The 26,978-nt window shown below is 72.1% G+C and carries 21 protein-coding genes and 1 riboswitch; of the genes, 14 read left to right on the top strand and 7 right to left on the bottom strand.

All coding sequences use genetic code 11. From position 1 onward, the window contains the following. Positions 1-296 precede the first annotated feature (296 nt). On the top strand, positions 297-2,417 hold the full coding sequence (locus ACZ303_RS22705; RefSeq protein ID WP_467341735.1) for a DNA gyrase/topoisomerase IV subunit B: 2,121 nt from the start codon (positions 297-299) through the stop codon (positions 2,415-2,417). Between the two features lie 43 nt (positions 2,418-2,460). Here ACZ303_RS22705 and ACZ303_RS22700 read toward each other — a convergent pair whose 3' ends face one another. Then, entirely contained in the window at positions 2,461-3,138 is a 678-nt protein-coding gene (locus ACZ303_RS22700) for a response regulator (protein ID WP_467341733.1), read from the bottom strand. Continuing rightward, on the bottom strand, positions 3,135-4,754 hold the full coding sequence (locus tag ACZ303_RS22695; RefSeq protein WP_467341731.1) for a sensor histidine kinase: 1,620 nt from the start codon (positions 4,752-4,754) through the stop codon (positions 3,135-3,137). The genes ACZ303_RS22700 and ACZ303_RS22695 overlap by 4 nt, the downstream gene beginning before the upstream one ends. A gap of 291 nt (positions 4,755-5,045) precedes the next feature. On the opposite strand from ACZ303_RS22695, the gene ACZ303_RS22690 reads away from it, so the two are divergent. The 3 genes from ACZ303_RS22690 (at position 5,046) to ACZ303_RS22680 (ending at position 7,930) form a co-directional block, all read left to right on the top strand. Then, complete coding sequence (locus ACZ303_RS22690; RefSeq protein WP_467341729.1) at positions 5,046-5,906, top strand: ABC transporter ATP-binding protein; 861 nt, start codon at positions 5,046-5,048, stop codon at positions 5,904-5,906. Next, positions 5,896-6,768 carry an ABC transporter permease gene (locus ACZ303_RS22685; RefSeq protein ID WP_467341727.1) on the top strand — a complete coding sequence of 291 codons (873 nt, stop codon included), beginning with the start codon at positions 5,896-5,898 and terminating at the stop codon, positions 6,766-6,768. Before ACZ303_RS22690 ends, ACZ303_RS22685 begins: the two co-directional genes overlap by 11 nt. Before the next feature lie 100 nt (positions 6,769-6,868). Further along, positions 6,869-7,930, top strand: coding sequence for an ABC transporter substrate-binding protein (locus ACZ303_RS22680; protein WP_467341725.1), 1,062 nt, complete (start codon positions 6,869-6,871; stop codon positions 7,928-7,930). On the opposite strand, the gene ACZ303_RS22675 is transcribed toward ACZ303_RS22680, so the two are convergent. Continuing rightward, positions 7,914-8,819 carry a sucrase ferredoxin gene (locus ACZ303_RS22675; protein ID WP_467341723.1) on the bottom strand — a complete coding sequence of 302 codons (906 nt, stop codon included), beginning with the start codon at positions 8,817-8,819 and terminating at the stop codon, positions 7,914-7,916. The two genes, ACZ303_RS22680 and ACZ303_RS22675, sit on opposite strands and share 17 nt — an antisense overlap. Positions 8,820-9,006: 187 nt before the next feature. Between ACZ303_RS22675 and ACZ303_RS22670 the strand changes: the two genes are divergently transcribed. Further along, positions 9,007-10,041 (top strand): CobW family GTP-binding protein, encoded by a 1,035-nt coding sequence (locus tag ACZ303_RS22670; protein WP_467341722.1) that lies wholly within the window; start codon positions 9,007-9,009, stop codon positions 10,039-10,041. A gap of 85 nt (positions 10,042-10,126) precedes the next feature. Here ACZ303_RS22670 and ACZ303_RS22665 read toward each other — a convergent pair whose 3' ends face one another. Next, positions 10,127-12,583: a DNA gyrase/topoisomerase IV subunit A gene (locus ACZ303_RS22665; RefSeq protein WP_467341720.1), complete on the bottom strand. Its 2,457-nt coding sequence runs from the start codon at positions 12,581-12,583 to the stop codon at positions 10,127-10,129. Positions 12,584-12,805: 222 nt separating this feature from the next. On the opposite strand from ACZ303_RS22665, the gene ACZ303_RS22660 reads away from it, so the two are divergent. The 4 genes from ACZ303_RS22660 to ACZ303_RS22645 all read left to right on the top strand — a co-directional run bounded on the left by ACZ303_RS22660 (position 12,806) and on the right by ACZ303_RS22645 (position 17,642). Then, positions 12,806-14,173, top strand: a complete 1,368-nt coding sequence (locus tag ACZ303_RS22660; RefSeq protein WP_467341879.1) for a M16 family metallopeptidase — start codon at positions 12,806-12,808, stop codon at positions 14,171-14,173. A gap of 17 nt (positions 14,174-14,190) precedes the next feature. Then, a complete protein-coding gene (locus ACZ303_RS22655) occupies positions 14,191-15,558 on the top strand; it encodes a M16 family metallopeptidase (protein WP_467341877.1) in 1,368 nt (455 codons plus the stop codon). 195 nt (positions 15,559-15,753) lie between these two features. After that, positions 15,754-15,910, top strand: a riboswitch (cyclic di-AMP (ydaO/yuaA leader). A gap of 13 nt (positions 15,911-15,923) precedes the next feature. Further along, entirely contained in the window at positions 15,924-16,727 is an 804-nt protein-coding gene (locus ACZ303_RS22650) for a M23 family metallopeptidase (protein ID WP_467341718.1), read from the top strand. Positions 16,728-16,919: 192 nt separating this feature from the next. Then, positions 16,920-17,642, top strand: coding sequence for a GntR family transcriptional regulator (locus tag ACZ303_RS22645; protein WP_467341716.1), 723 nt, complete (start codon positions 16,920-16,922; stop codon positions 17,640-17,642). Between the two features lie 138 nt (positions 17,643-17,780). On the opposite strand, the gene ACZ303_RS22640 is transcribed toward ACZ303_RS22645, so the two are convergent. Then, positions 17,781-18,062, bottom strand: coding sequence for an HPr family phosphocarrier protein (locus ACZ303_RS22640; protein WP_344098184.1), 282 nt, complete (start codon positions 18,060-18,062; stop codon positions 17,781-17,783). A gap of 141 nt (positions 18,063-18,203) precedes the next feature. Here ACZ303_RS22640 and ACZ303_RS22635 point away from each other — a divergent pair, with 141 nt between their 5' ends. The 4 genes from ACZ303_RS22635 (at position 18,204) to ACZ303_RS22620 (ending at position 23,653) form a co-directional block, all read left to right on the top strand. Then, positions 18,204-21,029: a bifunctional acetate--CoA ligase family protein/GNAT family N-acetyltransferase gene (locus tag ACZ303_RS22635; RefSeq protein WP_467341712.1), complete on the top strand. Its 2,826-nt coding sequence runs from the start codon at positions 18,204-18,206 to the stop codon at positions 21,027-21,029. Positions 21,030-21,126: 97 nt separating this feature from the next. Next, on the top strand, positions 21,127-21,714 hold the full coding sequence (locus ACZ303_RS22630) for a DUF5998 family protein (RefSeq protein WP_215079316.1): 588 nt from the start codon (positions 21,127-21,129) through the stop codon (positions 21,712-21,714). Continuing rightward, positions 21,714-22,925 carry an alkaline phosphatase family protein gene (locus ACZ303_RS22625; protein WP_467341709.1) on the top strand — a complete coding sequence of 404 codons (1,212 nt, stop codon included), beginning with the start codon at positions 21,714-21,716 and terminating at the stop codon, positions 22,923-22,925. Before ACZ303_RS22630 ends, ACZ303_RS22625 begins: the two co-directional genes overlap by 1 nt. 56 nt (positions 22,926-22,981) lie before the next feature. After that, positions 22,982-23,653 (top strand): thymidine kinase, encoded by a 672-nt coding sequence (locus ACZ303_RS22620; protein ID WP_467341875.1) that lies wholly within the window; start codon positions 22,982-22,984, stop codon positions 23,651-23,653. Here the strand turns inward: ACZ303_RS22620 and ACZ303_RS22615 are convergent. Next, positions 23,628-24,431, bottom strand: a complete 804-nt coding sequence (locus ACZ303_RS22615; RefSeq protein WP_467341707.1) for a VOC family protein — start codon at positions 24,429-24,431, stop codon at positions 23,628-23,630. The genes ACZ303_RS22620 and ACZ303_RS22615 overlap by 26 nt on opposite strands. Before the next feature lie 272 nt (positions 24,432-24,703). Here ACZ303_RS22615 and ACZ303_RS22610 point away from each other — a divergent pair, with 272 nt between their 5' ends. Next, the gene (locus ACZ303_RS22610; RefSeq protein ID WP_467341705.1) at positions 24,704-25,546 is read left to right on the top strand and encodes a sulfurtransferase; all 843 of its coding nucleotides are present in this window, start codon (positions 24,704-24,706) and stop codon (positions 25,544-25,546) included. 139 nt (positions 25,547-25,685) lie between these two features. Here the strand turns inward: ACZ303_RS22610 and sepH are convergent, their stop codons facing one another. Beyond that, entirely contained in the window at positions 25,686-26,777 is a 1,092-nt protein-coding gene (sepH, locus tag ACZ303_RS22605) for a septation protein SepH (RefSeq protein WP_467341703.1), read from the bottom strand. Positions 26,778-26,978: the final 201 nt, after the last annotated feature.

The raw sequence follows: 26,978 nt of genomic DNA, 5'->3' as shown, positions 1-26,978 counted from the left end.
GTAGTGCGTGGGCTTACGGTTTCACGTCGCTGGGGGCTGTTGGTCCTGCCCGGCCGGCTTGCCGGGTTGTTCTTGAGGACGTGCCCGGAGCCTAAATGGTTCATGCCTCCAAGGGAACGTGATGTGCACGTCACTCCAACGAGTCATCGAACGTGTGATCGACTCTGGACTAGCATGGGCATTCCCACGGGTGGCTGCACAAAGGCTCTACCAGGCCTCGGTACCCTCTGAACGGCGACCGAGCCACCACTGTGCCCGACCCGGGCAAAAAAGAAATTCAGCGAGGAGCGAACCGCGTGACCGCCGATATGTCCGTGCCGTCCACTGCGTTGCTGACCGGGGCAGACCGGGACGGATCCAACTACACCGCGCGGCACCTGCTCGTTCTCGAGGGGCTGGAGGCCGTCCGCAAACGGCCGGGCATGTACATCGGCTCGACCGACAGCCGCGGCCTGCTGCACTGCCTCTGGGAGATCATCGACAACTCCGTCGACGAGGCCCTGGGCGGCTACTGCGACCGGATCGACGTGATCCTCCACGACGACGGGTCCGTGGAGGTGCGCGACAACGGCCGCGGCATCCCCGTGGACGTCGAGCCCAAGACGGGGCTCTCCGGCGTCGAGGTCGTCATGACCAAGCTGCACGCCGGCGGCAAGTTCGGCGGCGGGTCGTACGCGGCCTCCGGCGGTCTGCACGGCGTCGGCGCCTCGGTGGTCAACGCGCTCTCCGCCCGCCTGGACGTCGAGGTCGACCGGAACAGCCGGACCCACTCGATCAGCTTCCGCCGCGGCGTGCCCGGCATCTTCACCGAGTCCGGCCCCGACGCCCCCTTCGACCCCGCCAACGGCCTCCTCAAGGGCAAGAAGGTGCCCAAGGCCCGCACCGGCACCCGTGTCCGCTACTGGGCGGACCGCCAGATCTTCCTCAAGGACGCCAAGCTCTCCCTGGAGACCCTCTACGGGCGCGCCCGGCAGACCGCGTTCCTCGTGCCGGGCCTGACCCTGGTCGTCCGGGACGAGCGCGACCTCGACGGCACCGGCCCCACCGAGGAGACCTTCCGCTACGACGGCGGCATCAGCGAGTTCTGCGAGTACCTCGCCCAGGACAAGGCCGTCTGCGACGTGCTGCGGCTCACCGGGCAGGGCACCTTCAAGGAGACCGTGCCGGTCCTCGACGACCGCGGCCACATGACGCCGACCGAGGTCACCCGCGAGCTGGGTGTCGACATCGCCCTGCGCTGGGGCACCGGCTACGACACGAACGTGAAGTCGTTCGTCAACATCATCGCCACCCCCAAGGGCGGCACGCACGTGGCCGGATTCGAGCGCTCGCTGACCAAGACGGTCAACGAGGTGCTGCGCTCCTCGAAGCTGCTGCGGGTCGCCGAGGACGACGTCGTCAAGGACGACGCCATGGAGGGCCTCACGGCCGTGGTGACCGTCCGGCTAGCCGAGCCGCAGTTCGAAGGCCAGACCAAGGAGGTCCTCGGCACCTCGGCGGCCTCCCGGATCGTGGCCAATGTGGTCGCCAAGGAGCTCAAGGCGTTCCTGGCCTCCACCAAGCGCGACGCCAAGCAGCAGGCGCGGGCGGTGCTGGAGAAGGTCGTCGCCGCGGCCCGTACGCGCATCGCCGCCCGGCAGCACAAGGAGGCCCAGCGGCGGAAGACCGCCCTGGAGTCCTCCTCGCTGCCCGCCAAGCTCGCCGACTGCCGCAGCGACGACGTCGGCCGCAGCGAGCTGTTCATCGTCGAGGGCGACTCCGCGCTCGGCACGGCGAAGCTGGCACGGAACTCCGAATTCCAGGCGCTGCTGCCGATCCGCGGCAAGATCCTCAATGTGCAGAAGTCGTCGGTCTCCGACATGCTCAAGAACGCCGAGTGCGGCTCGATCATCCAGGTCATAGGAGCGGGGTCCGGCCGGACCTTCGACATCGACGCCGCCCGGTACGGCAAGGTCATCTTCCTCGCCGACGCCGATGTGGACGGCGCGCACATCCGCTGTCTGCTGCTGACCCTCTTCCAGCGCTACATGCGGCCCATGGTCGAGGAGGGGCGCGTCTTCTCGGCCGTGCCCCCGTTGCACCGGGTCGAGCTCACCCGCCCCAAGAAGGGGCAGGACAAGTACATCTACACCTACTCCGACAGCGAACTGCGGCAGACGCTGCTGGAGCTGGAGCGCAAGAACATCCCCTACAAGGACGGCATCCAGCGCTACAAGGGCCTCGGCGAGATGGACGCCGACCAGCTCGCGGAGACCACGATGGACCCGCGCCACCGCACCCTGCGGCGGATCAACATCAGCGACCTGGAGGCGGCCGAGCGCGCCTTCGACCTGCTGATGGGCAACGAGGTCGCGCCGCGCAAGGAGTTCATCACCAACTCGGCGGCGACGCTCGACCGCTCGCGCATCGACGCCTGACCCCCGGGCCGGGCGGGACCCCTCCCGCCCGGCCCGCCCGGGCTCAGCCCGCCGCCCACGCGTAACGGTGTTCCGGGCGGCCCGTCTCGCCGTACCGGAGCGTGAGGCTGAGCCTGCCGGACTCCTCCAGCCGCTTGAGGTAGCGCTGCGCGGTCGAGCGGCTGAGCCCCGACCGCGCAGCGACCTCGTGCGCCGACAACGGTCGCGCCGCGTCCGACAGCACCCGGCGGATCAGCTCGGCGGTCGGCGCCGAGTGCCCCTTGGGCAGTGGAGTGGTGGTCACCGCCGTCCGCAGTGTGCCGAAGATCCGGTCGACCTGGTCCTGGCCCGCCTCGTCCGCGTCGTCGAGGGTGCGGCGCAACTGCGCGTACGCCTCCAGCTTCACCCGCAGCCCCGGGAAGGTGAACGGCTTGACGAGGTACTGGAGCGCGCCGTAACACATCGCCGCCTGTACGGTCGCGATGTCACGCGAGGCCGTCACCATGATCACGTCGATCAGGTGGCCGTGCTGCCGGATGCGGCGGACCAGCGACAGCCCCGTCTCGTCGGGCAGGAAGTGGTCCAGCAGCACCAGGTCGATGCCGCCCCGCTCCAGGACGGCCATGGCCTGCGCCGCGTTGTGGGCCTTGGCGCCGACGTGGAAGCCGGGAACCCGCCCGACGTACGCGGCGTTGATCTCGGCGACACGGAAGTCGTCGTCCACGACCAGGACCTCGATCATCTCTTCACCCCTTCGAGTGAGCGCAGTGCTTCGGGCAGTTCCACGGTGAACACGGCGCCACCCCCTTCCTGTTCACCGGCTCGCGCAGAGCCGCCGTATCGTTCCGCCAGCCGTCGTACGAGCGAGAGTCCGAGCCCCCTGCGGCGGTGCGGGGGCGATTCCTTGGTCGTCCAGCCGTCCGTGAACACCAGCTCGCCGGCCGCTGCCGGGACACCCGGGCCGTTGTCCGAGACCCGCAGGGTCAGCGCGGAGCCGCTCGCCCGCAGCTCCACTTCCACCCACGGGCCGTCGTCGCGCCCCGCCCGCGCCGGGCCGGCCGCCGCGTCCAGGGCGTTGTCCACGAGATTGCCGAGCACCGTCACCAGGTCGCGCGGGTCCACCACGCGGTCGGGCAGCCATGTCCCCGCGCTCACCCGCAGCGCCACCCCGCGCTCCGCCGCGACGGCGCTCTTGCCCACCAGCAGCGCGCTGACCAGGGGGTCGCGCACCCGCTCGGTGACCTGCTCGGCGGTGGCCCGGTGCGCGCCCGACACCTCCGCCACGAAGTCGGCGGCCTCTTCGTGCAGCCCCAGTTCCAGCAGCCCCATGAGGGTGTGCAGCCGATTGGCGTGCTCGTGATCCTGCGCGCGCAGGGCGTCCGTCAGGCCCCGGGTGCCGTCCAACTCCCTGCGCAGCTGTTCCAGTTCGGTGCGGTCGCGCAGCGTCGCCACCGTGCCGCCGTCGCTGGTCTCCATCCGGTTGGCGACCAGTACCCGGCCGCCTTGGACGGTGAGCAGGTCCGTACCCCGCACGCGCCCCGCCAGGACGTCGGTGGTCCGGCCGGGGGGTAACACGTCGTCCAGCGGCCGCCCGATGGCCTGCGGACCGAGCCCCAGGAGCCGCTGCGCCTCGTCGTTGACGAGCCGGACCCGGCCGCGCCGGTCCAGGGCGACCACGCCCTCGCGGATGGCGTGCAGGATGGCCTCACGTTCGTTCAGGAGGGCGGATATCTCGGTGAGTTCGATGCCGTGGGTGCGCTTGCGCAGTCGCCGGGAGACCGCGACGGCGGCCAGCGCGCCGGCCGCCAGCGCGGCCCCCGCGTACAGCAGGATCCCCGGCACGGCGCGTAGCAGCAGCGCGTGCACGTTGTCGTCGTCGATGCCGACCGAGACGGCGCCGACGACGGCGCCTTCGGTGTCGCGCAGCGGGACCTTGCCCCGGGCGGAGCGGCCGAGGGTGCCCTCGCCCATGCCCATCCAGTCGTGGCCGCTCAGCGCCCGTCCCGGATCGGTGCTGACGTGCTCGCCGATGCGGGAGGGGGTGGTGTGGGAGTAGCGGATGCCCTGGGTGTCGATCACCACGACGTAGCTGGCGCCGGTGGCCAGCCGGATGCGCTCGGCGTCGGCCTGCACCGGGCCGTCGGCGCTGGGCCGGCCGGCGAGCAGGTGGTGGGCGAGGCCGGGCTGGGCGGCGGTGGCCTGGGCGATGGCCAGCGCGCGGCGTTCGGCCTGCTCGTCCAACTGGGTGCCGAGCGGGGCGAGGAAGAGCCCGGCGGCGAGCCCGGTGACACCGGTGATGATCAGGAGGTGGACGAGCAGGACCTGCGCGAAGACGCGGCGGGGCCACCGGGGGCGCATGTGTGTCCCTTTCGTGTCGTCACCCGCCCAGTTCGGAGCAGGAAGCTCCGGTTCAGCGGCTTTCCGTTCCTGCGGCGTCAACCGAACGTAGCGGGACCGTGTTCCCCCGACCGGTTCCGTAGCGCATTCGTTGTTCTATCGCGAGCAAAACGAGCAGAACAGGGTTTGTGCACTCAAGCCGCACAGCGCTCACAAGGCTGTCTGGGTGTCATGCGCCACATCTAGCCTCCAGCACCGGCCGCCGCCCACGCACAGCGGGGCCGAAAGAGCCGGGCAAGAGGAGATACAAGGATGACGAGCAGCGGCAGGAACGGCGCCACCCCGCCGGGCGGCGGCACCCCGGCGATCGAACTGCGCGGGGCGAGCAAGATCTTCCGGACGCCCTCGGGCAGGGAGCACACGGCCGTACGCGACCTCGATCTGACCGTGCGGCAGGGCGAGTTCGTGGCGGTCGTGGGCCCCACCGGATGCGGGAAGTCCACCACGCTCACCCTGGTCAGTGGCCTGGAGGAGCCCACCGAGGGCGAGGTGCTGGTCGGCGGTGAGCCCGTGACCGGCATCCGGCCGGAGGTCGGCTTCGTCTTCCAGCAGGACGCGGTCTTTCCCTGGCGCACGGTCCTGTCGAACGTGATGGCCGGCCCGCGCTTCCGCGGCGCGCCCAAGGCGCAGGCCCGGGAACGGGCCCGTGACTGGCTCGGCCGGGTGGGGCTCGCGGCGTTCGAGGACCGCTATCCGCACCAGCTCTCCGGCGGCCAGCGCAAGCGGGTCGCGCTCGCCCAGACCTTGGTGGGCGACCCCGCGATCCTCCTGATGGACGAGCCGTTCTCGGCCCTCGACGTGCAGACCCGCGCGCTGATGTCCGACGAACTCCTGGAGCTGTGGGGCGCCTCCCGCGCGGACGGGGCGGCTGCCTCCGTCGTCTTCGTCACCCACGACCTGGAGGAGGCCATCGCGCTCGCCGACAAGGTCGTGGTGATGACCGCGGGACCGGCCACCGTCAAGGAGGTCTTCCCCATCCCGCTGCCACGCCCGCGCAAGGTCGAATCGGTGCGCCTGGAGGCGGAGTTCCTGAGCATCTACCGCGAGATCTGGGCCTCCCTCGGTGAAGAGGTCCGCATCACCCGTGAGAGGGGTGCCTCCCGTGTCGCTTGAGTCGGCCGAGTCCGTCGGAGCCCCCCTCGCGCTGAAGAGCGCCACAGGTCGTACACAGGCCAGGGCGCGGGCCGCGCGCCGGCACAGGCTGCTGGTGTACGCCGTGCGGGTGCTGCTGCTCGCCGTGGTGCTGGTGGCCTGGGAGACGCTGTCCCGTACCGAGGTCATCGATCCGTTCAACTTCTCGATGCCGTCGAAGATCTGGGACCAGATCGCCCAGTGGACGCTGCACGGCACCGCGCAGGGCTCGCTCGGCGAGCAGATCTGGTACACCCTCCACGAGGCCCTGCTCGGCTGGGTCATCGGGGTGACCGGCGGGGTGGCGCTCGGCATCGTGCTCGGCCGGGTCCGCTTCCTGGCCGAGGTCCTCGGCCCGTACATCAAGGTGCTCAACGCGCTGCCGCGGATCGTCCTCGCGCCGATCTTCCTGATCTGGTTCGGCCTCGGGCCCACCTCCAAGATCGCCTCCGCCGTGGTGCTGGTCTTCTTCCCCGTCTTCTTCAACGCCTTCCAGGGCGCGCGGGAGGTGGACCGCGGCCTCGTCGCCAACGCCCGCATCCTGGGCGCGAGCAACCGCCGGGTGACGCTCCAGGTCGTCATCCCGTCCGCGACCTCCTGGATCTTCACCAGCCTGCACGTGAGCTTCGGCTTCGCGCTGATCGGCGCGATCGTCGGCGAGTACCTCGGCGCGGAAAAGGGCATCGGCCTCCTGGTCTCCGCCTCCCAGGGCAGCTTGAACTCGGCGGGCGTGTACGCCGCCATGGTGATCCTCGCCGTCGTCGCGCTCCTCGCCGAGGCGCTGCTGACCTTCGCCGAGAAGCGGCTCTTCCGCTGGAAGCCGGCCGATTCGGGCGCGCGCTGACGCGAGCCCCTCGAACGAACTCCCCCTCCGCTCGATCGAACGACCCCCCATGCGTTCCGACTTGTTCCGTCCACGCGTCACGACTTGTAAGGAACAGCAGATGTCATCGTTCGGAAAGCTCGCCAAGCTCGGCGCGGCGACCGTCGCGGGGTCCTTGTGCCTCCTCGCCCTCGCCGGATGTGCCGACGAATCGTCGTCGAACAGTACGAACAAGGCCTTCGAAGCGGCCAAGGGCGACACCGTCAAGATCATGGTCGGTGGCCTGGACAAGGTCATCTACATGCCGGCCGTGCTCACCCAGCGGCTCGGCTACTTCCAGGAGGAGGGCATCTCGGTCAAGCTCCTGAGCGAGCCCGCCGGGGTGCAGGCCACCACCTCGCTCGTCTCCGGAGAGGTACAAGGCGTCGTCGGCTTCTACGACCACACCCTCGACCTCCAGGTCAAGGGCAAGCAGGTGGAGTCCGTGGTCCAACTCGCCCAGACGCCGGGAGAGGTGGAGATCGTCTCCAAGAAGGCCGCGTCCGACATCGCCTCGCCCAAGGACTTCAAGGGCAAGAAGCTGGGGGTCACCGGGCTCGGCTCGTCCACCGACTTCCTGACGAAATACCTGGCGGTGAAGAACGGCGTCGACGTCAGCCAGTTCACACCGGTCGCCGTCGGCGCCGGTCAGACGTTCATCGCCGCGCTCCAGCAGGGCTCCATCGACGGCGGCATGACCACCGACCCGACCGTCGCGCAGATCCTCGCCAAGGACGCGGGCAAGATCCTCGTCGACATGCGCACCCCCGAGGGCTCCCGGGCGGCGCTCGGCGGGCTCTACCCCGCGTCGAGCCTCTATATGAACACCGGTTGGGTGAACGACCACAAGGAGGAGGTGCAGAAGCTCGCCAACGCCTTTGTGAAGACCCTCAAGTGGATGTCCACGCACACCCCCGAGGAGATCGCCGCCAAGATGCCCGACGACTACGCCAAGGGCAACCGGAAGCTCTACACCGAGGCGGTCAGGAACACCCTGCCGATGTTCACCAAGGACGGCGTCATGCCGCCCGACGGACCCAAGACCGTCCACGAGGTCCTGAAGTCCTTCAACCCCAACCTCAAGAACGCCAAGATCGATCTGGCGAAGACCTACACCACGGAGTTCGTCAAGGAAGCGGGGTGACGGACACGACGTCCATCCGCGCGGGGGTGGCGGGCACCCTGCCGCAGCTCTCCGGGCGGGCCGGCTCGGCGGCGCCCTGAGCGACCGCGACCCGCCAGGCGCGGCCGTCGGCGTGGGTGACGGTCACGGACCACAGGGGCGCCGCGCCCTCGGTCCGCGGCACGTCCAGGGCGTCCGCGCCCTCCTCGCCCGTCAGCTCGCGCACGGCCAGCTCCGCGGCCTGCGCGGGGCGTTCCCAGGCCGAGCGGCCGCGGCAGTTCTCCGTGACGACGCGGCCGTGCCGGACCGCCTCCAGGACGTCCTTGACGCCGTGCGCGGTGACCCGCCCGTACGCGTAGCCATAGGGCAGCACGAAGAGGGTCGGCGAGAAGCGGTGGCCACCGATGTGGGTGACCTCCCAGACATCGGTGCCGCCCGCCGAGGCCAGCTCCGCCGCCAGCGGGCGACCCAGCAGGGCGCAGCAGCGGTCGCGCTTGCCATTGGTGCAGACGAACACCAGGGGCTCGCCCTCGTGCGGCTCCCACAGGCCGCCGTGCTCGCCCGCGCCGAGCGCGGCGAGGTCCAGCGCCGTCAGCGCGGCGGGGTCGGCGATGTCGGCCGTACGGATCCAGGAGCGGCCCGGCGCGGTGTGGGCGGCGAATACGCGCTGGGTGGTGGGCCGGTGGCAGTCCGCGTGCCGGCCGGGACGCCGGATCAGCGCGATCCGTACGCCCGTGCCCTCGGCGGCCGCCTCCAGCGCCCGGCCGACGGCGGGGTCGAGGTGGCTGGCGGTGAGGGCGTCCGTGCCCCACGGCCCGGGCTGCTCGATCAGCAGCCACGTCCGCGCGGTGGCGGCGGTGGCGGCCAGCGGCTCGGACAGTCGGCGGGAGGCAGTCGCACACGTGCTCACGAAGGTAAGCCTAACCTGCCTCGCGTGGGATCGTCCGTGCGGGCCGTCAGGGGGACGCGGACCGGCCACACCGGCCCGTCCGGCCGTCCGGCTCGCCCAATATCCTGGGGCGGGCGGGCGACCTTACGATCATCCGCCCGCCGCAGCCGGTACCCGCTGCGTCCGAACGAGTGAGGGAGGCGCCCCCTTGGCGAAGCGACAGATCCCGGTCATCGTGCTCGCGGGCTTCCTGGGCTCCGGCAAGACCACCCTGCTCAACCACCTGCTGAGCAGGAGCGAGGGCAGCCGGATCGGCGTGGTCGTCAACGATTTCGGCAGCATCGAGATCGATGCGATGAGCGTGGCCGGGCAGGTCGACTCGATGGTCTCGCTGGGCAACGGATGCCTGTGCTGCGCCGTCGACACCAGCGAGCTGGACGGGTTCCTCGACCGGCTCGCCCGCCCCACGGCCCGCATCGACGTCATCGTCGTCGAGGCCAGCGGGCTCGCCGAGCCCCAGGAACTCATCCGCATGATCCTCGCCAGCGACAACGCGGGCATCGTGTACGGCGGACTGGTCGAGGTGGTGGACGCGGCGGAGTTCTCCCGTACGCGCGCCAGGCACCCGGAGATCGACCGGCATCTGGCCATCGCCGACCTCGTGGTCCTCAACAAGTCGGACCGGGTGGGGGAGGAGGAGCGCCGCGCCCTCCGGGAGGAGCTCGCGCGGCTCGGCCCCGGCACGCCCGTCGTCGAGGCGTCGTACGGGCGTGTCGACCCGGAGCTGCTCTTCGACCGCAAGCCGCGCGAGGACCGGGCGGAGGCGATACGGCAGCTGTCCTTCGAGGACCTCGTCCGGGAAGAGGAGGGGGACGGCTGTCACGAGGGTCATCTCCACGCCGCCTACGACAGCGTCGCCTTCACCTCGGCGGAGCCCATGGATCCGCGCAGGCTGATGGAGTACCTCGACAACCGGCCCGAGGGCCTCTACCGCATCAAGGGCTTCGTCCACTTCGGCGCGGCCGGGCACCGGCGGAAGCGGTACGCGGTGCACGCGGTGGGCGACTTCCTGCGCTTCTATCCGGCCCCTGGGACGCGGGAGCGGCTGACGGAGCTGGTGCTGATCGGGACGGGCATCGACACCGACGCCCTGCGGGCGGGACTCGATGCCTGCCGGCACATTTCGCCGGAGGACGTCGAGGAGCACGGCATGTGGGGGGTCCTGCGGTACGCGCAGGCTTGACGCCGGTGGACGGGGCGCCCCTTCGGGCGTGCCCTCAAACGCCGGACGGGCTGGATCTCGCCCGCCCGGCGTCCCGCGAAGAGCCTTATACCGGTCCCGCGACCGCCGCCACCGCCTTCGCCAGCGGCGTGCCGGAGCCGTCGCGGCGCGGGTCGGGGTCCGGGAGCTCGGCGGGGGAGCCGTTCGCGGTGGCGGCGCGGGCCGGAGCGGCGCCCGCCCAGGCCAGGACCAGGCAGTCCTCGCCCTTCAGGAAGCGCTGACAGCGCACGCCACCCGTCGCCCGGCCCTTGCGCGGATACTGGTCGAACGGCGTCAGCTTCGCCGTCGTCTCCGTGGCGCCCAGCAGCGTGCCGGCCGCGCCCGCGACCGTGAAGACCACGGCGTCCGCCGCCGGGTCGATGGCGGTGAAGGACAGCACCTTCGCGCCGGAGGAGAGCTTGATGCCCGCCATGCCGCCCGCCGGACGGCCCTGCGGCCGCACCTGCCCCGCCGGATAGCGCAGCAGCTGCGCGTCGTCGGTGATGAAGACGAGGTCCTCCTCGCCGGTGCGCAGCTCGACCGCGCCGACGATGCGGTCGCCGTCCTTGAGGGTGATGACCTCCAGCTCGTCCTTGTTCGCCGGATAGTCGGGGACCACGCGCTTGACGACGCCCTGCTCCGTACCGATGGCGAGACCCGGTGAGGACTCGTCGAGGGTGGTGAGGCAGATCACGCTCTCGCCGTCCTCCAGGGACAGGAACTCCGAGATCGGGGCGCCGCCCGCCAGGCTGGGCGCCGCCGCCGTCTCCGGCAGCTGTGGCAGGTCGATCACCCGCAGCCGCAGCAGTCGCCCGGACGAGGTCACCGCGCCGACCTCGCCGAGCGCCGTCGCGGGCACCGCCGAGACGATGGCGTCGTGCCTGACGCGCTTGGCCTCGCCCGAGCCCGGCGGGAACGGCTCGCCCGTGGCCGTACGGGCCAGCAGCCCGGTGGAGGCGAGCAGCACCCGGCACGGGTCGTCCGCGACCTGCAGCGGCACCGCCGACGCCGGCGCGCCCGCCGACTCCAGCAGCACCGTCCGCCGGTCGGTGCCGAACTTCTTCGCCACCTCGGCCAATTCGCCCGAGACCAGCTTGCGCAGCTCGGTGTCGGAGTCGAGGATCCGGGTCAGCTCCTCGATCTCGCGGTTGAGCTTGTCGCGCTCCGACTCCAGCTCGATGCGGTCGAACTTCGTCAGGCGGCGCAGCGGGGTGTCGAGGATGTACTGCGTCTGCACCTCGGAGAGGGAGAAGCGCGCGATCAGGGACTCCTTGGCCTGCGCGGCGTTCTCACTCGATCGAATGATTCTGATGACCTCGTCGATGTCGACGAGCGCCACCAGCAGGCCCTCGACCAGGTGCAGCCGGTCGCGCCGCTTGCCGCGCCGGAACTCGCTGCGCCGGCGCACGACCTCGAAGCGGTGGTCGACATAGACCTCCAGCAGCTCCTTGAGGCCGAGCGTCAGCGGCTGCCCGTCCACCAGGGCCACGTTGTTGATGCCGAAGGACTCCTCCATCGGCGTCAGCTTGTAGAGCTGCTCCAGGACGGCCTCGGGGTTGAAGCCGTTCTTGATCTCGATGACGAGCCGCAGGCCGTGCGAGCGGTCGGTGAGGTCCTTGACGTCGGCGATGCCCTGGAGCTTCTTGGAACCGACCAGGTCCTTGATCTTGGAGATCACCTTCTCCGGGCCGACCGAATACGGCAGCTCCGTCACGACGAGGCCCTTACGGCGGGCCGTCACGCTCTCCACCGCGACCGTGGCACGGATCTTGAACGTGCCCCGACCGGTCTCATAGGCGTCGCGGACGCCGCCGAGCCCCACGATGCGGCCGCCCGTGGGCAGGTCCGGACCCGGGATGTACCGCATCAGGGTGTCGAGGTCGGCGCCCGGGTGCTTGATCAGGTGGCGGGCGGCGGCGATGACCTCGCCGAGGTTGTGCGGCGGCATGTTCGTCGCCATGCCGACGGCGATGCCCGACGCGCCGTTCACCAGCAGATTGGGGTACGCCGCCGGGAGCGCGACCGGCTCCTGCTCGCTGCCGTCGTAGTTCGGCGAGAAATCGACGGTGTCCTCGTCGATCGACTCGGTCATCAGCGACGTCGCCGACGCCATCCGGGCTTCGGTGTAGCGCATGGCCGCGGGCGGGTCGTCATTGCCCAGCGAGCCGAAGTTGCCGTGGCCGTCGACGAGCGGCACCCGCATCGAGAACGGCTGGGCCAGGCGCACCATGGCGTCGTAGATGGAGGCGTCACCGTGCGGGTGCAGCTTGCCCATCACCTCGCCGACCACGCGGGCGCACTTCACATAGCCGCGCTCGGGCCGCAGGCCCATCTCGTTCATCTGGAAGAGAATGCGGCGCTGGACGGGCTTGAGACCGTCCCGGGCGTCGGGCAGGGCGCGGGAGTAGATGACCGAGTAGGCGTACTCGAGGAAGGAGCCCTGCATCTCGTCGACGACGTCGATGTCGAGGATGCGCTCCTCGAAGTTCTCCGGCGGCGGGGTCTTCGTGCTGCGGCGGGCCATCGCGGCTGCGGCTCCTTCGATCGATTGCCGAGGCAGGGATCTGACGCCGACCATTGTGGACCGCCCCACTGACATCGCCGACCGCGACCCGTCCGTAAGGGCGCTCCGTCCGGGAACTTCGCCAGATGTCAGCGCGCTTGCATACAGTGACAGCACTGTTCATCACGCGAGTCATCGCGCACCGTCGCGAGATTTCAAGCGATCGAAGGGACGTACATGCCCATGGGTCACACGGCCACGCAACAGGCCGGTTCCGGCGGCCTCACAGCGACCGAGCACCGGCTGGCCAACGGCCTGCGGGTGGTGCTCTCCGAAGACCATCTGACCCCGGTCGCCGCCGTCTGCCTCTGGTACGACGTCGGCTCGCGCCACGAGGTCAAGGGCCGCACCGGCCTGGCCCACCTCTTCGAGCACCTTATGTTCCAGGGCTCGGCCCAGGTCAAGGGCAATGGCCACTTCGAGCTGGTGCAGGGCGCCGGCGGTTCGCTCAACGGCACGACCAGCTTCGAGCGCACCAACTACTTCGAGACCATGCCGGCCCACCAGCTGGAGCTGGCCCTGTGGCTCGAGGCCGACCGGATGGGCTCGCTGCTGACCGCCCTCGACGAGGAGTCGATGGAGAACCAGCGGGACGTCGTCAAGAACGAGCGCCGCCAGCGGTACGACAATGTGCCCTACGGCACGGCCTTCGAGAAGCTGACGGCCATGGCCTACCCCGACGGCCACCCCTACCACCACACGCCGATCGGCTCCATGGCCGACCTGGACGCCGCCTCCCTGGAGGACGCGCGCGAGTTCTTCCGCACGTACTACGCGCCGGGCAACGCCGTTCTCTCGGTCGTCGGTGACATCGACCCCGAGCAGACCCTCGCCTGGATCGAGAAGTACTTCGGCTCGATCCCGGCGCACGACGCCAAGCAGCCGCCGCGTGACGGCGCCCTCCCCGACGTCATGGGGCGGGAACTGCGCGAGGTGCTGCACGAGGACGTCCCCTCGCGCGCCCTGATGGCCGCCTACCGCCTGCCCCACGACGGCACCCGTGAGGCCGACGCCGCCGACCTCGCCCTGACCGTCCTCGGCGGCGGCGAGTCCTCCCGGCTGCACAACCGCCTCGTCCGCCACGACCGCACCGCCGTCGCCGCCGGCTTCGGACTGCTGCGGCTCGCCGGCGCGCCCTCCCTCGGCTGGCTGGACGTCAAGGCGTCCGGTGGCGCCGAGATGACCGACATCGAGACGGCCGTCGACGAGGAGCTGGCCCGCTTCGCCGCCGAGGGGCCGACCCCGGAGGAGATGGAGCGCGCCCAGGCCCAGCTGGAGCGCGAGTGGCTCGACCGGCTCGCCACCGTCAGCGGCCGCGCCGACGAACTGTGCCGCTTCGCCGTCCTCTTCGGCGACCCGCAGCTCGCCCTGACCGCCGTACAGCGCGCCCTGGACATCACCCCGGAGGAGGTGCAGACCGTCGCCAAGGCCCGGCTGCACCCCGGCAACCGCGCCGTGCTGGTGTACGAGCCCACCGGCCCGGAAGCCCCCGAGGCCGCCGAAGACGCCGAGAACGCCGAGCACGCCGAGAACGAGGAGGCGGCCAAGTGAGCGACGCCCTGGCCACCATGAGCTTCCACCCGCAGCCGCAGGCCGGCGAGCCCACCCCGTGGGCCTTCCCCGCCCCCGAGCGCGGCGCGCTGCCCAACGGCCTGACCGTGCTGCGCTGCCACCGCCCCGGCCAGCAGATCATCGCCGTCGAGGTCAACCTCGCCGCGCCCCTGGAGGCCGAGCCCGCCGGCCTCGAGGGCGTCGCCACGATCATGGCGCGCGCCTTCTCCGAGGGCACCGACAAGCACACCGCCGAGGAGTTCACCGCCGAGCTGGAGCGCTGCGGCGCCACCTTCGACGCACACGCCGACCACCCCGGCGTCCGCGTCTCCCTGGAGGTCCCGGCCTCCCGGCTCGCCAAGGCCCTCGGCCTGCTCGCCGACGCCCTGCGTGCCCCCGCCTTCCCCGACGGCGAGGTCGAGCGGCTGGTGCGCAACCGCCTGGACGAGATCCCGCACGAGCTGGCCAACCCCTCCCGCCGGGCGGCCATGGCCCTCTCGGCGGAGCTCTTCCCGGCCGACTCGCGGATGTCCCGCCCCCGCCAGGGCACCGAGGAGAGCGTCGAGCGCGTCGACGCGGCCTCCGTACGGGCCTTCTACGAGGCCCATGTACGGCCCGCCACCACGACCGCCGTGGTCGTCGGCGACTTCACCGGCCTCGACCTCGACGAGGCCCTGGCCGACACCCTCGGCGCCTGGACCGGTTCCACCGCCGAGCCCCGGCCCGTACCGCCCATCACGGCGGACGACACCGGCCGTGTGGTGATCGTGGACCGCCCCGGCGCGGTCCAGACCCAGCTGCTCCTCGGCCGCATCGGCGCCGACCGGCACGACCGGGTCTGGCCCGCCCAGGTGCTCGGCACCTACTGCCTCGGCGGCACCCTCACCTCCCGCCTGGACCGCGTCCTGCGCGAGGAGAAGGGCTATACGTACGGCGTGCGCGCCTTCGGTCAGGTGCTGCGTTCCGCGCCCGACGGCACCGGCGCGGCGATGCTCGCCATCAGCGGCTCGGTCGACACCGCCTCCACCGGCCCGGCACTTGACGACCTGTGGACCGTCCTGCGCACCCTCGCGGCCGAGGGCCTGACCGACGCCGAGCGCGACGTCGCCGTGCAGAACCTCGTCGGCGTCGCACCGCTCAAGTACGAGACGGCGGCGGCCGTCGCGGGGACGCTCGCCGACCAGGTCGAGCAGCACCTGCGGGACGACTTCCAGGCGCGGCTGTACGAACGCCTCGCGGAGACCGGCACGGTGGAGGCCACGGCCGCCGCGGTCAACGCCTTCCCGGTCGACCGGCTCGTGACGGTCCTCGTCGGTGACGCCGCGCAGATCGCGGACCCCGTCAGGGCGCTGGGCATCGGTGAAGTGACGGTGATCACCGGCTGACGCCCGGTCAGAAGCCAGGGAGGCGCGCGAGGTCGGTGAGGCCCGCGCGCCTCCTTTATGTCCGATTTAGTGGAGTGGTTGCACGTCTGAGCTGTGGCGTACGACACAAAACGTGAGTTCTGTTTGCCGTTCGAAACTGGCGGCGTCTAGCGTCAGGGCGGTTGTCCGTCAGATGTGAGTCGCATCCGCGGCCCCGGACAACCATCGCCGAATCCCCGTACGGCGCGAGCCAGGGGAACCGGGGACCCACATGTCCCCTGGGGTGAATCGGTTCCCTTTCCGGAGGGAACCGTAGGAGACCTTCCTGCTCCGAACCCGTCAGCTAACCCGGTAGGCGAGAAGGAAGGAAAGGAATAGCCGTACCTATGGCGTTCACTCGTGCCACCGGGAAGCACCGTCGTCCGAGCCGTGCCGTTCGCACCGGCGCGAACATCGCGGGCATAGCCACCCTGACGGCCACCGGTGTCGTCGCCGGCTTCGCCGCCCCCGCCCTCGCCGCGACCGACGACGCCCCGCACACCGAGGACACCGGCCTCACCCAGGCCCTCGTCATCGGTGAGGACACCGGCCACCGCGTCGGTGAGCAGGCCGAGATCCAGCGCAGCTCCGCGGACGAGACCAACGTCCGCCTCCACGCCGAGGCCGAGGCCAAGAAGCACGCCGCCGAGGTCAAGAAGGTCGCGGACGAGGCCGAGCGCAAGGCCGAGGCCGAGCGCAAGGAGGCCGAGCGCGTCGCCCGCGAGCAGGAGCGCAAGAAGCTCAACGCCTACGTCTCGCCGATCGAGGGCTCGTACGTCTCCACCTCCTACAAGGCCTCCAGCGGCCTGTGGTCCTCCGGCAGCCACACCGGTGTGGACTTCCACGCCGAGTCCGGCACCTCGGTCCACGCCGTGGGCGCCGGCACCGTCGTCGAGGCCGGCTGGGGCGGCGCGTACGGCAACAACGTCGTCATCCGGCACAACGACGGCACCTACACGCAGTACGGCCACCTGTCGTCCATCGGCGTCTCCGCCGGCCAGACTGTCACGCCCGGCCAGGAGATCGGCATCTCCGGCGCCACCGGCAACGTCACCGGCCCGCACCTGCACTTCGAGGCCCGTACCGGCCCCTCGTACGGCTCCGACATCGACCCGGTGGAGTACCTCCGCTCGCACGGCGTCGGCATCTGACCCGACGCCCCGAGGAACCGCCTCCCGAAGGCCCCGGCCCTGGCCGGGGCCTTCGTGTTGGCCAAAACATATCCACGGAATCCCCGGCCCCATCGGAATTTGCGGACGACTGCAATAGAGTCGCTGAGCAGGCGTCAATTAAGCCGCGTTCAGCGGGGGTCAATGCGGAGGTTCAGCCATGCGGGGCCGTACGTGAACGGCGATGGCAAAACACTGCGGGACGGCGGCCGCATTTCCACGCACGCCGTGTGCACGGCGATCCGTGACGACATCGTCTCCGGCACCTTCCCGCCCGGCAGCAGGCTCACCGAGGAAGTCCTCGCCCGGCGCTACGGCGTCTCCCGCGTGCCCGTGCGCGAGGCGCTGCGCACCCTCGCCTCCGAGGGGTTCGTGACCACGCGCCGCCACGCGGGCGCCTGCGTCGCCGAGCCCACCGAGCAGGAGGCGGCCGATCTGCTGGACGTCCGGGCCCTGCTGGAGCCGCTGGGGGCGGCGCGCGCCGCGCAGCGCCGCACCGAGGCGCATCTGAAGGTGTTGCGCGGGCTGGTCAGGCTCGGCCAGGAGCGCGCCCGGGGCGGGCGGACCAGTGAACTGCGCCCCCTGGACGACTGGTTCGACGAGACCCTCGCCCAGGCGTCCGGCAGCCCCAGCCTCGCGGCGCTCCTCACCCAGCTCCGGCTCAAGATCGCCTGGGTGTACGTGCCGGAGCCGCCCGCGCGGCCCGTGGCGGCGTGGGAGGCGTGCGCGGCGCTCGTCGACGCCGTCGCGCGCGGGGACGCGGAGCGGGCGCGAGCCGTCGCCGCGGCCCGCGCCGACCGCGCGCCCGGCGAATACCGGCTGCGGCGGCCCGCTCCCCGCACGGACCGGGTGCGGAATCCGAAACAAGCCGTAAACACGGCGATCGCACGCACTTAACAATCGGCTGCTATTCCGGGTCGGCGCACTTCCGGGAATTCTCCCGGCGCGCGCCGGAAACCGGTCCGCAAACAGATCGACGGGGCCGCGGCGGCCTCAATCGGCCGCCGCGGCCCCGCCGCGTGCGATTCCGGTGAATCAGACGGTCTCCGGAAGCTCCTCAAGACCCTCGGCGACCAGCTTCGCCAGGCGGTCCAGAGCGGCCTCGGCGCCCTCGGCGTCGGTGGCGAGCACGATCTCCTCGCCACCCTGGGCGCCCAGGCCCAGCACGGCCAGCATGGAAGCGGCGTTCACGGGGTTGCCGTCGGCCTTGGCGATCGTCATGGGGACGCCGGCGGCGGTCGCCGCACGGACGAAGATCGACGCGGGACGAGCGTGCAGGCCCTCGGCCCAGCCGACGTTGACGCGGCGCTCAGCCATGGTGTTGCCCTTCAAGTCGTTAGCAGTTGTCTAGACCAGTGTCCCATAGGGGCGGCAGTGCTCGGGCTGCCCCCACCCTGCCCCGTGCCGACGGCCACCGCGAGCCGCACCGCTGTCAGTGCCCGGCCGTACGCTGGCCTCATGCAGACGCCGTCCGAGCACGCGTACCCGACCCACTGGGAAGCCGACGTCGTGCTGCGCGACGGCGGCACGGCACAGATCCGCCCCATCACGGCCGACGACGCGCGGCGCCTGGTCAGCTTCTACGAACAGGTCTCGGACGAGTCGAAGTACTACCGCTTCTTCGCCCCCTACCCCCGCCTCTCCGACCGGGACGTGCACCGCTTCACCCATCACGACTACGTCGACCGGGTGGGCCTGGCGGCCACGGTCGGCGGCGAGTTCATCGCCACCGTCCGCTACGACCGGATCGACGGCCAGGGCATGCCCGCGTCCGGCCCCGCCGACGAGGCCGAGGTCGCCTTCCTCGTCCAGGACGCCCACCAGGGCCGCGGAGTCGCCTCCGCCCTGCTCGAACACGTCGCGGCCGTCGCGCGCGAGCGCGGCATCCGCCGCTTCGCCGCCGAGGTGCTGCCCGCCAACACCAAAATGATCAAGGTGTTCACGGACGCGGGCTATACGCAGAAGCGCAGCTTCGAGGACGGCGTCGTCCGCCTCGAACTGGACCTGGAGCCCACCGACCGCTCCCTCGCCGTCCAGCGCGCCCGCGAGCAGCGCGCCGAGGCCCGCTCCGTCCACCGCCTCATCGCCCCCGGCTCCGTCGCCGTCATCGGCACCGGCCGCGAGCCCGGCGGCATGGGCCGCGCCGTGCTGCGCAACATCCTGGCGGGCGGCTTCACCGGGCGTACGTACGCGATCAACCGCGCCTTCCGCGAGGGTCCTTCGCGGCTGCTGCCCGAGGGCGTCGCCGCCCATCGGTCGCTGCGCGAGATCCCCGATCCCGTCGACCTCGCCGTCGTGGCCGTCCCCGCCGAGCAGGTGCCGTCCGTCGTCGCCGAGTGCGGCGAGCATGGCGTCCAGGGCCTCGTCGTGCTCTCCGCCGGCTATGCCGAGATCGGCGCCGACGGCCGCGACCGCCAGCGCGAGCTGGTCCGCCAGGCCCGCTCCTACGGCATGCGCCTGATCGGCCCCAACGCCTTCGGGCTGATCAACACCGCCGAGGCCGTCCGGCTCAACGCCTCCCTGTCGCCCGAGCTGCCCGTCGCCGGGCGGCTCGGGCTGTTCAGCCAGTCCGGCGCCATCGGCATCGCCCTGCTGTCCGGGCTGCACCGGCGGGCCGCCGGGCTCGTCGGCGTCTCCACCTTCGTCTCCGCCGGGAACCGCGCCGACGTCTCCGGCAACGACTTCCTGCAGTACTGGCACGACGACCCCGACACCGACGTCGTCATCATGTACCTGGAGTCCATCGGCAACCCCCGCAAGTTCACCCGCCTCGCCCGGCGCACCGCGGCCCGTAAGCCGGTCGTCGTCGTCAAGGGCGCCCGGCACGGCGGCGCCGCCCCCACCGGGCACGCCGTGCCCACCACACGCATCCCCGACGCCACCGTCTCCGACCTGCTGCGGCAGGCGGGCGTCATCCGCGTCGACACCGTCACCGAGCTGGCCGACGCGGGCCTGCTCCTCGCCTCCCAGCCGCTGCCCGCCGGCCCCCGCGTCGCCATCCTGGGCAACTCCGACTCCCTCGCCCTCCTGACCTACGACGCCTGCCTCACCGACGGCCTGCGCCCCCAGCCCCCCTATGACCTCTCGACCGCCGCCGAGCCGGCGGACTTCCGCGCGGCCCTGGTGGATGCCCTCGCGGACGACGAGTGCGACGCCGTCGTCGTCACCGCCATCCCCTGGGTCGGCGAGGCCTCGGCGGCCGATCTCGCGGCGGCCCTGCGCGACGCGGTCGCCTCGTCGCCGGTCGCGAAGCCGGTGACGGTCGTCCACCTGGAGATCCCGGACCTGGCGGAGGCCCTGGCAGCCGACGCGCCCCCGCCGGAGACCGCCATTCCGGACACCTCCGAGCACGTGACCCGGCCGGCCGCCCCCGGCGCCGCACCCGCCCCCGCCATCCGCATCCCCACCTACCCCGCCGCCGAGCGGGCCGTGCGGGCGCTCGCCGAGGCCGTCCGGTACGCGCGCTGGCGACGGCAGGCCGCCGATCCCGGGCGGGTGCCCGAGTACGACGACATCGACGAGGCCGGGGCCGCCGCCGACATCGACGTGCTGCTGGCCGCCCACGGCGCGGTGACGCCCTCGCCCACCGGGCCCCGCGCCGTGACCCTCTCCGCCGCCGACACCCAGCGCCTCCTCGCCCGGTACGGCATCGCCGTGCTGCCCGCCCTCCCCGCGCCCGACCCCGACACCGCCGTGCGCGCCGCGCACCGGCTCGGCTTCCCCGTCGCCCTCAAGCCCACCGCCCCGCACCTGCGCCACCGCGCCGACCTCGGCGGCGTCCGGCTCGACCTCGGCGGCGAGCACGAACTGCGCCGGGCGTACGCCGAATTGACCGATCTCCTCGGCAAGCCCGAGGAGATCCGCCTCGTCGTCCAGTCGATGGCCCCGCGCGGCGTCGACACGGTCGTACGGGCCGCCATCGACCCCGCGGCCGGCGCCGTGCTCTCTTTCGGCCTGGCGGGAGCCCCCTCCCTGCTCCTCGGCGACACCGCGCACCGCCTCGTGCCCGTCACCGACCGCGACGCCGCCGAGCAGATCCGCTCCATCCGCACCGCGCCCCTCCTCTTCGGCTGGCGGGGCACCACCCCCGTGGACACCCACGCCCTCCAGGAGCTGCTGCTGCGCGTCTCCCGGCTGGTGGACGATCACCCCGAGGTCGTGGGCGCCGACCTGGAGCCGGTGATCGTCGCCCCCCAGGGCGTCCACGTCCTCGGCGCCTCCATACGCCTCGCCCCGCCCCCGGCCCGCACCGACCTCGGCCCCCGAAGCCTGCCGGTGGTCTGACCGGCGCCCGCCCGAGGGCCGCGAACACCGCGCGGAGGTCGCCGTCCGCCGCCCAGGTACGCGCGGACGGACCCCGTACGCCCCGTAGGATGGGCGTATGGCGAAGACCGGTACGACGACCCAAGGGCTCCGCGCGGCGATCGAGCGCAGCGGCTACTACCCGGCCCTCGTGGCCGAGGCGGTGGAGGCCGCCGTGGGCGGGGAGCCGGTCGCGTCGTACCTGGTGCACCAGGAGACGACGTTCGACTCCAACGAGGTGCGCCGCCACGTCACCGTCCTCGTCCTGACCGGCAACCGCTTCATCGTCAGCCACACCGACGAGCAGGCCGCCGACGGCACCTCCCCGTCGCCGTACGCCACCACCTCCACCGAGTCGGTCAAGATCGGTCGCATCTCGTCGGTCGTGCTCAGCCGCGTCGTCGCCAACCCCGAGGCGTACACCCCGGGCACCCTGCCCCGCGAGGTCGTCCTCACCATCGGCTGGGGCGCGGTCTCCCGGATCGACCTGGAGCCCGCCGCCTGCGGCGACCCCAACTGCGACGCCGACCACGGCTACACCGGCTCCTCCACCGCCGACGACCTGAGCCTGCGCGTCAGCGAGGCCGGCGACGGCCCGGACACCGTCCGCCAGGCGCTGGCCTTCGCCCAGGCGCTCTCCGAGGCCACCGCCGCGACCGGCCGCTGATGTCCTACCCGCTGACCCCGGGCGCCTCGTCCTGGCACGAACCCGCCCTCCTCGACCCGCGCTCCGCCCCGCTCCCGCGCTACGGCACCGGCTCGCTGGCCGACCTGCTGCCCGCCATCGCGACCGGCATCGGCGTCCCCGGCCTCGGCTCCGGCATGGAGCTGACCCCCGCCGACCGGGTCTGCGTCTTCCTCGTCGACGGGCTCGGCTGGGAGCTGCTGCGCGCCCACCCCGCCGAGGCGCCGTTCCTGCACTCGCTGCTGGCCACGTCGATGAACGGCACCGGCGAACCCATGACGGCGGGCTTCCCCTCCACCACCGCGACCTCCCTCGCCTCGGTCGGCACCGGCCTGCCGCCGGGCGCCCACGGCCTGCCCGGCTACACCGTCGCCGACCCGGCGACCGGCGCGCTGATGAACCAGCTGCGCTGGCGCCCGTGGACCGACCCGCACGCCTGGCAGCCGTACCCCACCGTCTTCCAACTCGCCGACGCGGCGGGCGTGCACACCTGCCAGGTCTCCGCGCCCGACTTCCAGCACACCCCGCTGACGAAGATCGCCCTCAGCGGCGGCACCTTCCACGGCCGCCTCTCCGGCGACGAGCGGATGGACTTCGCCGCCGACCGGCTCGGCGCCGCCGACCGCACGCTCGTCTACACCTACTACAGCGACCTCGACGGCAAGGGCCACCGCTTCGGCGTCGACTCCGACGACTGGCGCGGCCAGCTGATGTACGTCGACCGGCTCGCCCAGCGGCTGGCCGAGCAACTCCCGCCGCGCTCGGTGCTGTACGTCACCGCCGACCACGGCATGATCGACATCCCCTTCGACCCCGAGTCGCGCATCGACTTCGACGAGGACTGGGAGCTGCGCGCCGGCGTCGCCCTCCTCGGCGGCGAGGCCCGCGCCCGCCATGTCTACGCCGTCCCCGGCGCCGCGGCCGACGTGCTGGCCGTGTGGCGCGAGGTGCTGGGCGAGCAGATGTGGGTCGCCGGACGCGACGAGGCCATCGAGGCGGGCTGGTTCGGCCGGCCCGGTGACGGCGTGGACGACAGGGTGTACGGGCGGATCGGCGATGTCGTCGCCGCCGCGCGCGACGACATCGCGATCGTCGCCACCGAGACCGAGCCCAACGAGTCCGCGATGGTCGGACTGCACGGCTCCATGACGCCCGTCGAGCAGCTGGTGCCGCTCCTCGAAGTGCGGTCCTGAACCGCCCCCTTCCCGCCCCCTCGACTCGACGACTCATGAAAGGCATTGGCTTCCCCATGCCCGAGCTGGTGTTCTTCTCCGGAACCATGGACTGCGGAAAGAGCACCCTCGCTCTGCAGATCGAACACAACCGGTCCGCCCGCGGCCTGCAGGGGATGATCTACACCCGGAACGACCGCGCGGGCGAGGGCAAGCTCTCCTCCCGCCTCGGCCTGGTCACCGACTCCGTCGAGGCGGGCGAGGGGTTCGACTTCTACGCGCACATCGTCGCCCACCTCTCCGCGGGCGGCCGCGCCGACTACGTCATCGCCGACGAGGCGCAGTTCCTCGCCCCGGAGCAGGTCGACCAGTTGGCCCGGATCGTCGACGACCTCGACCGCGACGTCTTCGCCTTCGGCATCACCACCGACTTCCGCACCAGGCTCTTCCCCGGCTCCCAGCGCCTGGTCGAGCTCGCCGACCGGATAGAGGTCCTCCAGGTCGAGGCCCTCTGCTGGTGCGGCGCCCGGGCCACGCACAACGCCCGTACGGTCGGCGGACAGATGGTCGTCGAAGGCGCGCAGGTGGTCGTCGGTGACGTCAACCAGCCGGAGACGGTCGTCGGTTACGAGGTGCTGTGCCGACGCCACCACCGCCGCAGGCTGACCTCGGCCGCGGCCCACGCGGCGGCCCTGTCACCCGATGTGCTCCCCGTCGACCCCGCTAACGAGCCGTCCGCAGAAGCGTGAAGACCGCCCCCTCCGGGTCCTCGACCGTGGCCACCGTCCCGGTCGGCCCCTGTCTCGGGGGTTCCACGACCTTTCCGCCGAGCTCGCTCACCCGCCCGGCCGCGGCCTCGACGTCCGCCACCTCGAAGTACGTCATCCAGTGCGGACCCCGCGCACGCGGCAGCGCCGCCCCCACACCGCGCAGCGAGGCCACCGGGCGGCTGTCGAGACGCAGGGTGAGGCAGTCCGTGCCCGCCGACTCCACCGGCTTGGCCTCATAACCGAAAAGCGCCTGATAGAACTTCACGACCGTGGCGGTCCGCCGGGTCACCAGCTCGTGCCACGCCGGCGTGCCGGGCACCCCCGTCAGCTGAGGGCCCACCAGCTTCTGGCCCTGCCACACCCCGAACGGCGCCCCGTCCGGATCGGTCGCCAGCACCAGGCGTCCCGCGTCCTCCGCGGCCAGCGGGCCCACCCCCACCGTGCCCCCGCAGCAGCGGATCCACTCCGCCGCGTCGTCGGCGTCGTCGCTGGCCAGATAGGTGGTCCAGGCGGTCGGCAGCCGACGCCCGGGCGTCACCTCACCGAGCCCGGCCACATCACGGCCGTCCAGCGTGGCGCGTACGTACGGGCCCAGTTGGCGGGGCCCGGGGCTGTAGTAGGTCCAGCCGAACAGACCGCTGTAGAAGTCCTTGATCGATTCCAGGTCGTGCGCCAGGAGGCTCGTCCAGCACGGTGTGCCAGGAGTGAGCCGAGCCTCCCCCGTGCTGCTCTGGGGAGACCCCCAAACCTCGGTCATCGTCATTCTCTCCTCGGACCATCGGGGTGGCCGCGCGTCCCGCGCCGGTCCGCGGCGCGCGGGTGGTACGGGACGGGGCACGTCCAGATGTTTGCACCACCGGGCGTGGCGCGCCCTCCGGCCGCGCCGGGATTCACGGGTTCCCGCAGGAGAATGCCCGAATCTGCGTTTCGGTCCCGTCTCGGCGCCATGACCGTCCAGTATCGATCAGCTCCGCACGCTCTCGCCAGGGGGCCGTTCGGCGCAACGCCGACTACGCGAGGATGGGGACCATGAAGCCCACCATCACCGCAGTCGAACTCATGAGCGCGTTGGCGAGCGAGCGGCCGCCGACGCTCCTGGACATCCGCTACCAGCTCGGCGGCCCGCCCGGCCGGCCGGTCTACGAAGCCGGGCACCTGCCCGGCGCGGTCTATGTGGACCTCGACGCCGAACTCGCCGGGGCGCCGGGGGAGAGGGGCCGTCACCCCCTGCCGGACACCGGGGAGTTCGGGGCGGCCATGCGCCGGGCCGGGGTCCGCTCCGGCCACCCCGTCGTCGTCTACGACGGCGGGATGGGCTGGGCGGCCGCGCGCACCTGGTGGATGCTGCGCTGGACGGGCCATCAGGACGTACGGGTCCTCGACGGCGGCATCGCCGCCTGGAGCGCCGACGGCGGCCGGCTGACCACGGAGGTGCCGCGGGTACGGGAGGGCGACTTCGTCCCGGAGCCCGGGGCGCTGCCGCTGCTGGACGCGGACGGCGCCGCGACGCTGGCGCGGCGGGGACTGCTGCTGGACGCGCGGGCGGGGGAGCGCTATCGGGGCGAGGTCGAGCCGATCGACCCGGTCGCCGGCCACATCCCCGGCGCCGTCTCCGCCCCGACGGCGGAGAACGTGACCGAGGACAACCGCTTCCGGTCCGCCGAGGAGCTCAGGGCGCGTTTCGAGAAGCTCGGGGCCACGGGTGGGCCGGGCGCCGAGGTGGGCGTCTACTGCGGCTCGGGTGTCTCCGCCGCGCACCAGGTGCTGGCCATGGCGGTAGCGGGCATTCCGGCGGCCCTCTATGTCGGTTCCTGGAGCGAGTGGACCGCGGACACCACCCGTCCCGTGGCGACGGGCCCGCAGCCCGGCTGAGCCGCCCGGCGGTTCCCGCCCGATCCGGGCGCGACATCCGTCCGCCCGGCCCCTTCCGGGCCGGGCGGCGCGCCGTCGGCGGTGTCCCCGGCCGGGGCCGGGGAGCTGCCGGATGGTTACTCCTCTTGTCGTTTTGTCGTCACTCCTGCTTTTTTCGGCGGGTGCCGAAGACGATCTCGTCCCAGCTCGGCACCGCCGCCCGGCGGCCCGGCCGGACGCCGTCCGCCTCCGCCTGACGGTCCGTCGTGCCGGTCAGCCGGTCGCGGTGACCGGCCACCGAACGCGGCATCAGCACATCCGCGTACGCCGCTCCCGCGCTCGCCGCCGGGGCCGGCGGCTCGACGGCCTCCGGTTCCTCGGACGGCTCCTCGACGACCGGGGCCACCGACGGCGGTTCGGGTACGACCATGTCGCCGCGGAAGCTGGGCACGGCTTCGAGCAGGCTCGTGAGCGAGTCCCGCTCCCTCGCCGTGTCCTCCGCCGTGGCCTCCGTGTCCGGGGCGGCCGCGGCGGCCGGCTGCCTGTCGGCAGCACGGTCCGGATTCCGGTCGAGGCTTCGGTCCAGTGGCCTGTCCCGCGGCAGACGGGCGATGCGCGGCACGAAGGGAAAGCTCGGCTCGGGCGTGTCGTCGGTCTCGCCGATGAGCGCCCGCGCCTCGTCGTCCATCGCCTGGACGATCCGCCTCGGCGGGTCGAAGCTCCAGCTCGCGGCCCGTGGTTCACCGGCCGACCGATAGACGAGCAGGACCTCCCAGGTGCCGTCGTCGCGGCGCCAGGAGTCCCACTGCGCGGTCTCCTTCTCGGCGCCGCGCAGCACCAGCCGCTCCGCCACGGCCTCGCCGAGCGGCGGACCGGTGTTCTCACCGGGGCGGCGTACGGGCGTTTTGCGGGCGCGCTCGGCCATGAAGGCGCGCTCGGCCAGCACCGGGCCCTCGAACCTGCGGACGCGCTCGACGGGGATGCCCGCGAGCTGGGCGACCTCCTCCGCGGAGGCACCCGCCCGTATGCGTGCCTGGATGTCACGAGGACGGAGATGGCTCTCCACCTCGATCTCGATCTGGCCCAGGCGCGCACGGTCGTTGCGCACGGCGGCGCGCAACCGTTCGTCGATGGGAAGGGTGTACTCCGTGCTGTCCGCAGCCTTGAGCACCAGCCGTGTGCCGTCGTTGGAGACGGCCACGACACGCAGTTCGGGCATGGGGACCTCCCGGGTGGTGCCTGCCGACGTCACCTGCGTCGCTGCTTCCGCTAGTCGAGTGTGGCCTGCCCGGGTGCAGCCTGCCACAACATTGCCGAGTTGACGGGGCGAGAGCCGCCTGGGCCCCTCCCGTTGGGTCCGGGCAGCCGGACGGGACACCGGGACCAGGGCTCGCCACAGTACTCCATTCGGGCCACTGGGGGTGGATCGGCGCGCCATCGAAGTTCACGCGGG

The sequence above is a fragment of the Streptomyces sp. NPDC023527 genome (genome assembly GCF_055560115.1).
Note: the sequence above shows the minus strand (reverse complement) of the source record. Positions and strands in the feature narration are given on the sequence as shown.

Excerpts from the sequence above, each read along its gene's own strand:
- ACZ303_RS22700 (WP_467341733.1), bottom strand. The coding sequence starts at position 3,138 with ATGATCGAGGTCCTGGTCGTGGACGACGACTTCCGTGTCGCCGAGATC.
- ACZ303_RS22695 (WP_467341731.1), bottom strand. The coding sequence starts at position 4,754 with ATGCGCCCCCGGTGGCCCCGCCGCGTCTTCGCGCAGGTCCTGCTCGTC.
- ACZ303_RS22690 (WP_467341729.1), top strand. The coding sequence starts at position 5,046 with ATGACGAGCAGCGGCAGGAACGGCGCCACCCCGCCGGGCGGCGGCACC.
- ACZ303_RS22680 (WP_467341725.1), top strand. The coding sequence starts at position 6,869 with ATGTCATCGTTCGGAAAGCTCGCCAAGCTCGGCGCGGCGACCGTCGCG.
- ACZ303_RS22665 (WP_467341720.1), bottom strand. The coding sequence starts at position 12,583 with ATGGCCCGCCGCAGCACGAAGACCCCGCCGCCGGAGAACTTCGAGGAG.
- ACZ303_RS22660 (WP_467341879.1), top strand. The coding sequence starts at position 12,806 with ATGGGTCACACGGCCACGCAACAGGCCGGTTCCGGCGGCCTCACAGCG.
- ACZ303_RS22655 (WP_467341877.1), top strand. The coding sequence starts at position 14,191 with ATGAGCTTCCACCCGCAGCCGCAGGCCGGCGAGCCCACCCCGTGGGCC.
- ACZ303_RS22650 (WP_467341718.1), top strand. The coding sequence starts at position 15,924 with ATGGCGTTCACTCGTGCCACCGGGAAGCACCGTCGTCCGAGCCGTGCC.
- ACZ303_RS22640 (WP_344098184.1), bottom strand. The coding sequence starts at position 18,062 with ATGGCTGAGCGCCGCGTCAACGTCGGCTGGGCCGAGGGCCTGCACGCT.
- ACZ303_RS22635 (WP_467341712.1), top strand. The coding sequence starts at position 18,204 with ATGCAGACGCCGTCCGAGCACGCGTACCCGACCCACTGGGAAGCCGAC.
- ACZ303_RS22630 (WP_215079316.1), top strand. The coding sequence starts at position 21,127 with ATGGCGAAGACCGGTACGACGACCCAAGGGCTCCGCGCGGCGATCGAG.
- ACZ303_RS22625 (WP_467341709.1), top strand. The coding sequence starts at position 21,714 with ATGTCCTACCCGCTGACCCCGGGCGCCTCGTCCTGGCACGAACCCGCC.
- ACZ303_RS22620 (WP_467341875.1), top strand. The coding sequence starts at position 22,982 with ATGCCCGAGCTGGTGTTCTTCTCCGGAACCATGGACTGCGGAAAGAGC.
- ACZ303_RS22615 (WP_467341707.1), bottom strand. The coding sequence starts at position 24,431 with ATGACCGAGGTTTGGGGGTCTCCCCAGAGCAGCACGGGGGAGGCTCGG.
- ACZ303_RS22610 (WP_467341705.1), top strand. The coding sequence starts at position 24,704 with ATGAAGCCCACCATCACCGCAGTCGAACTCATGAGCGCGTTGGCGAGC.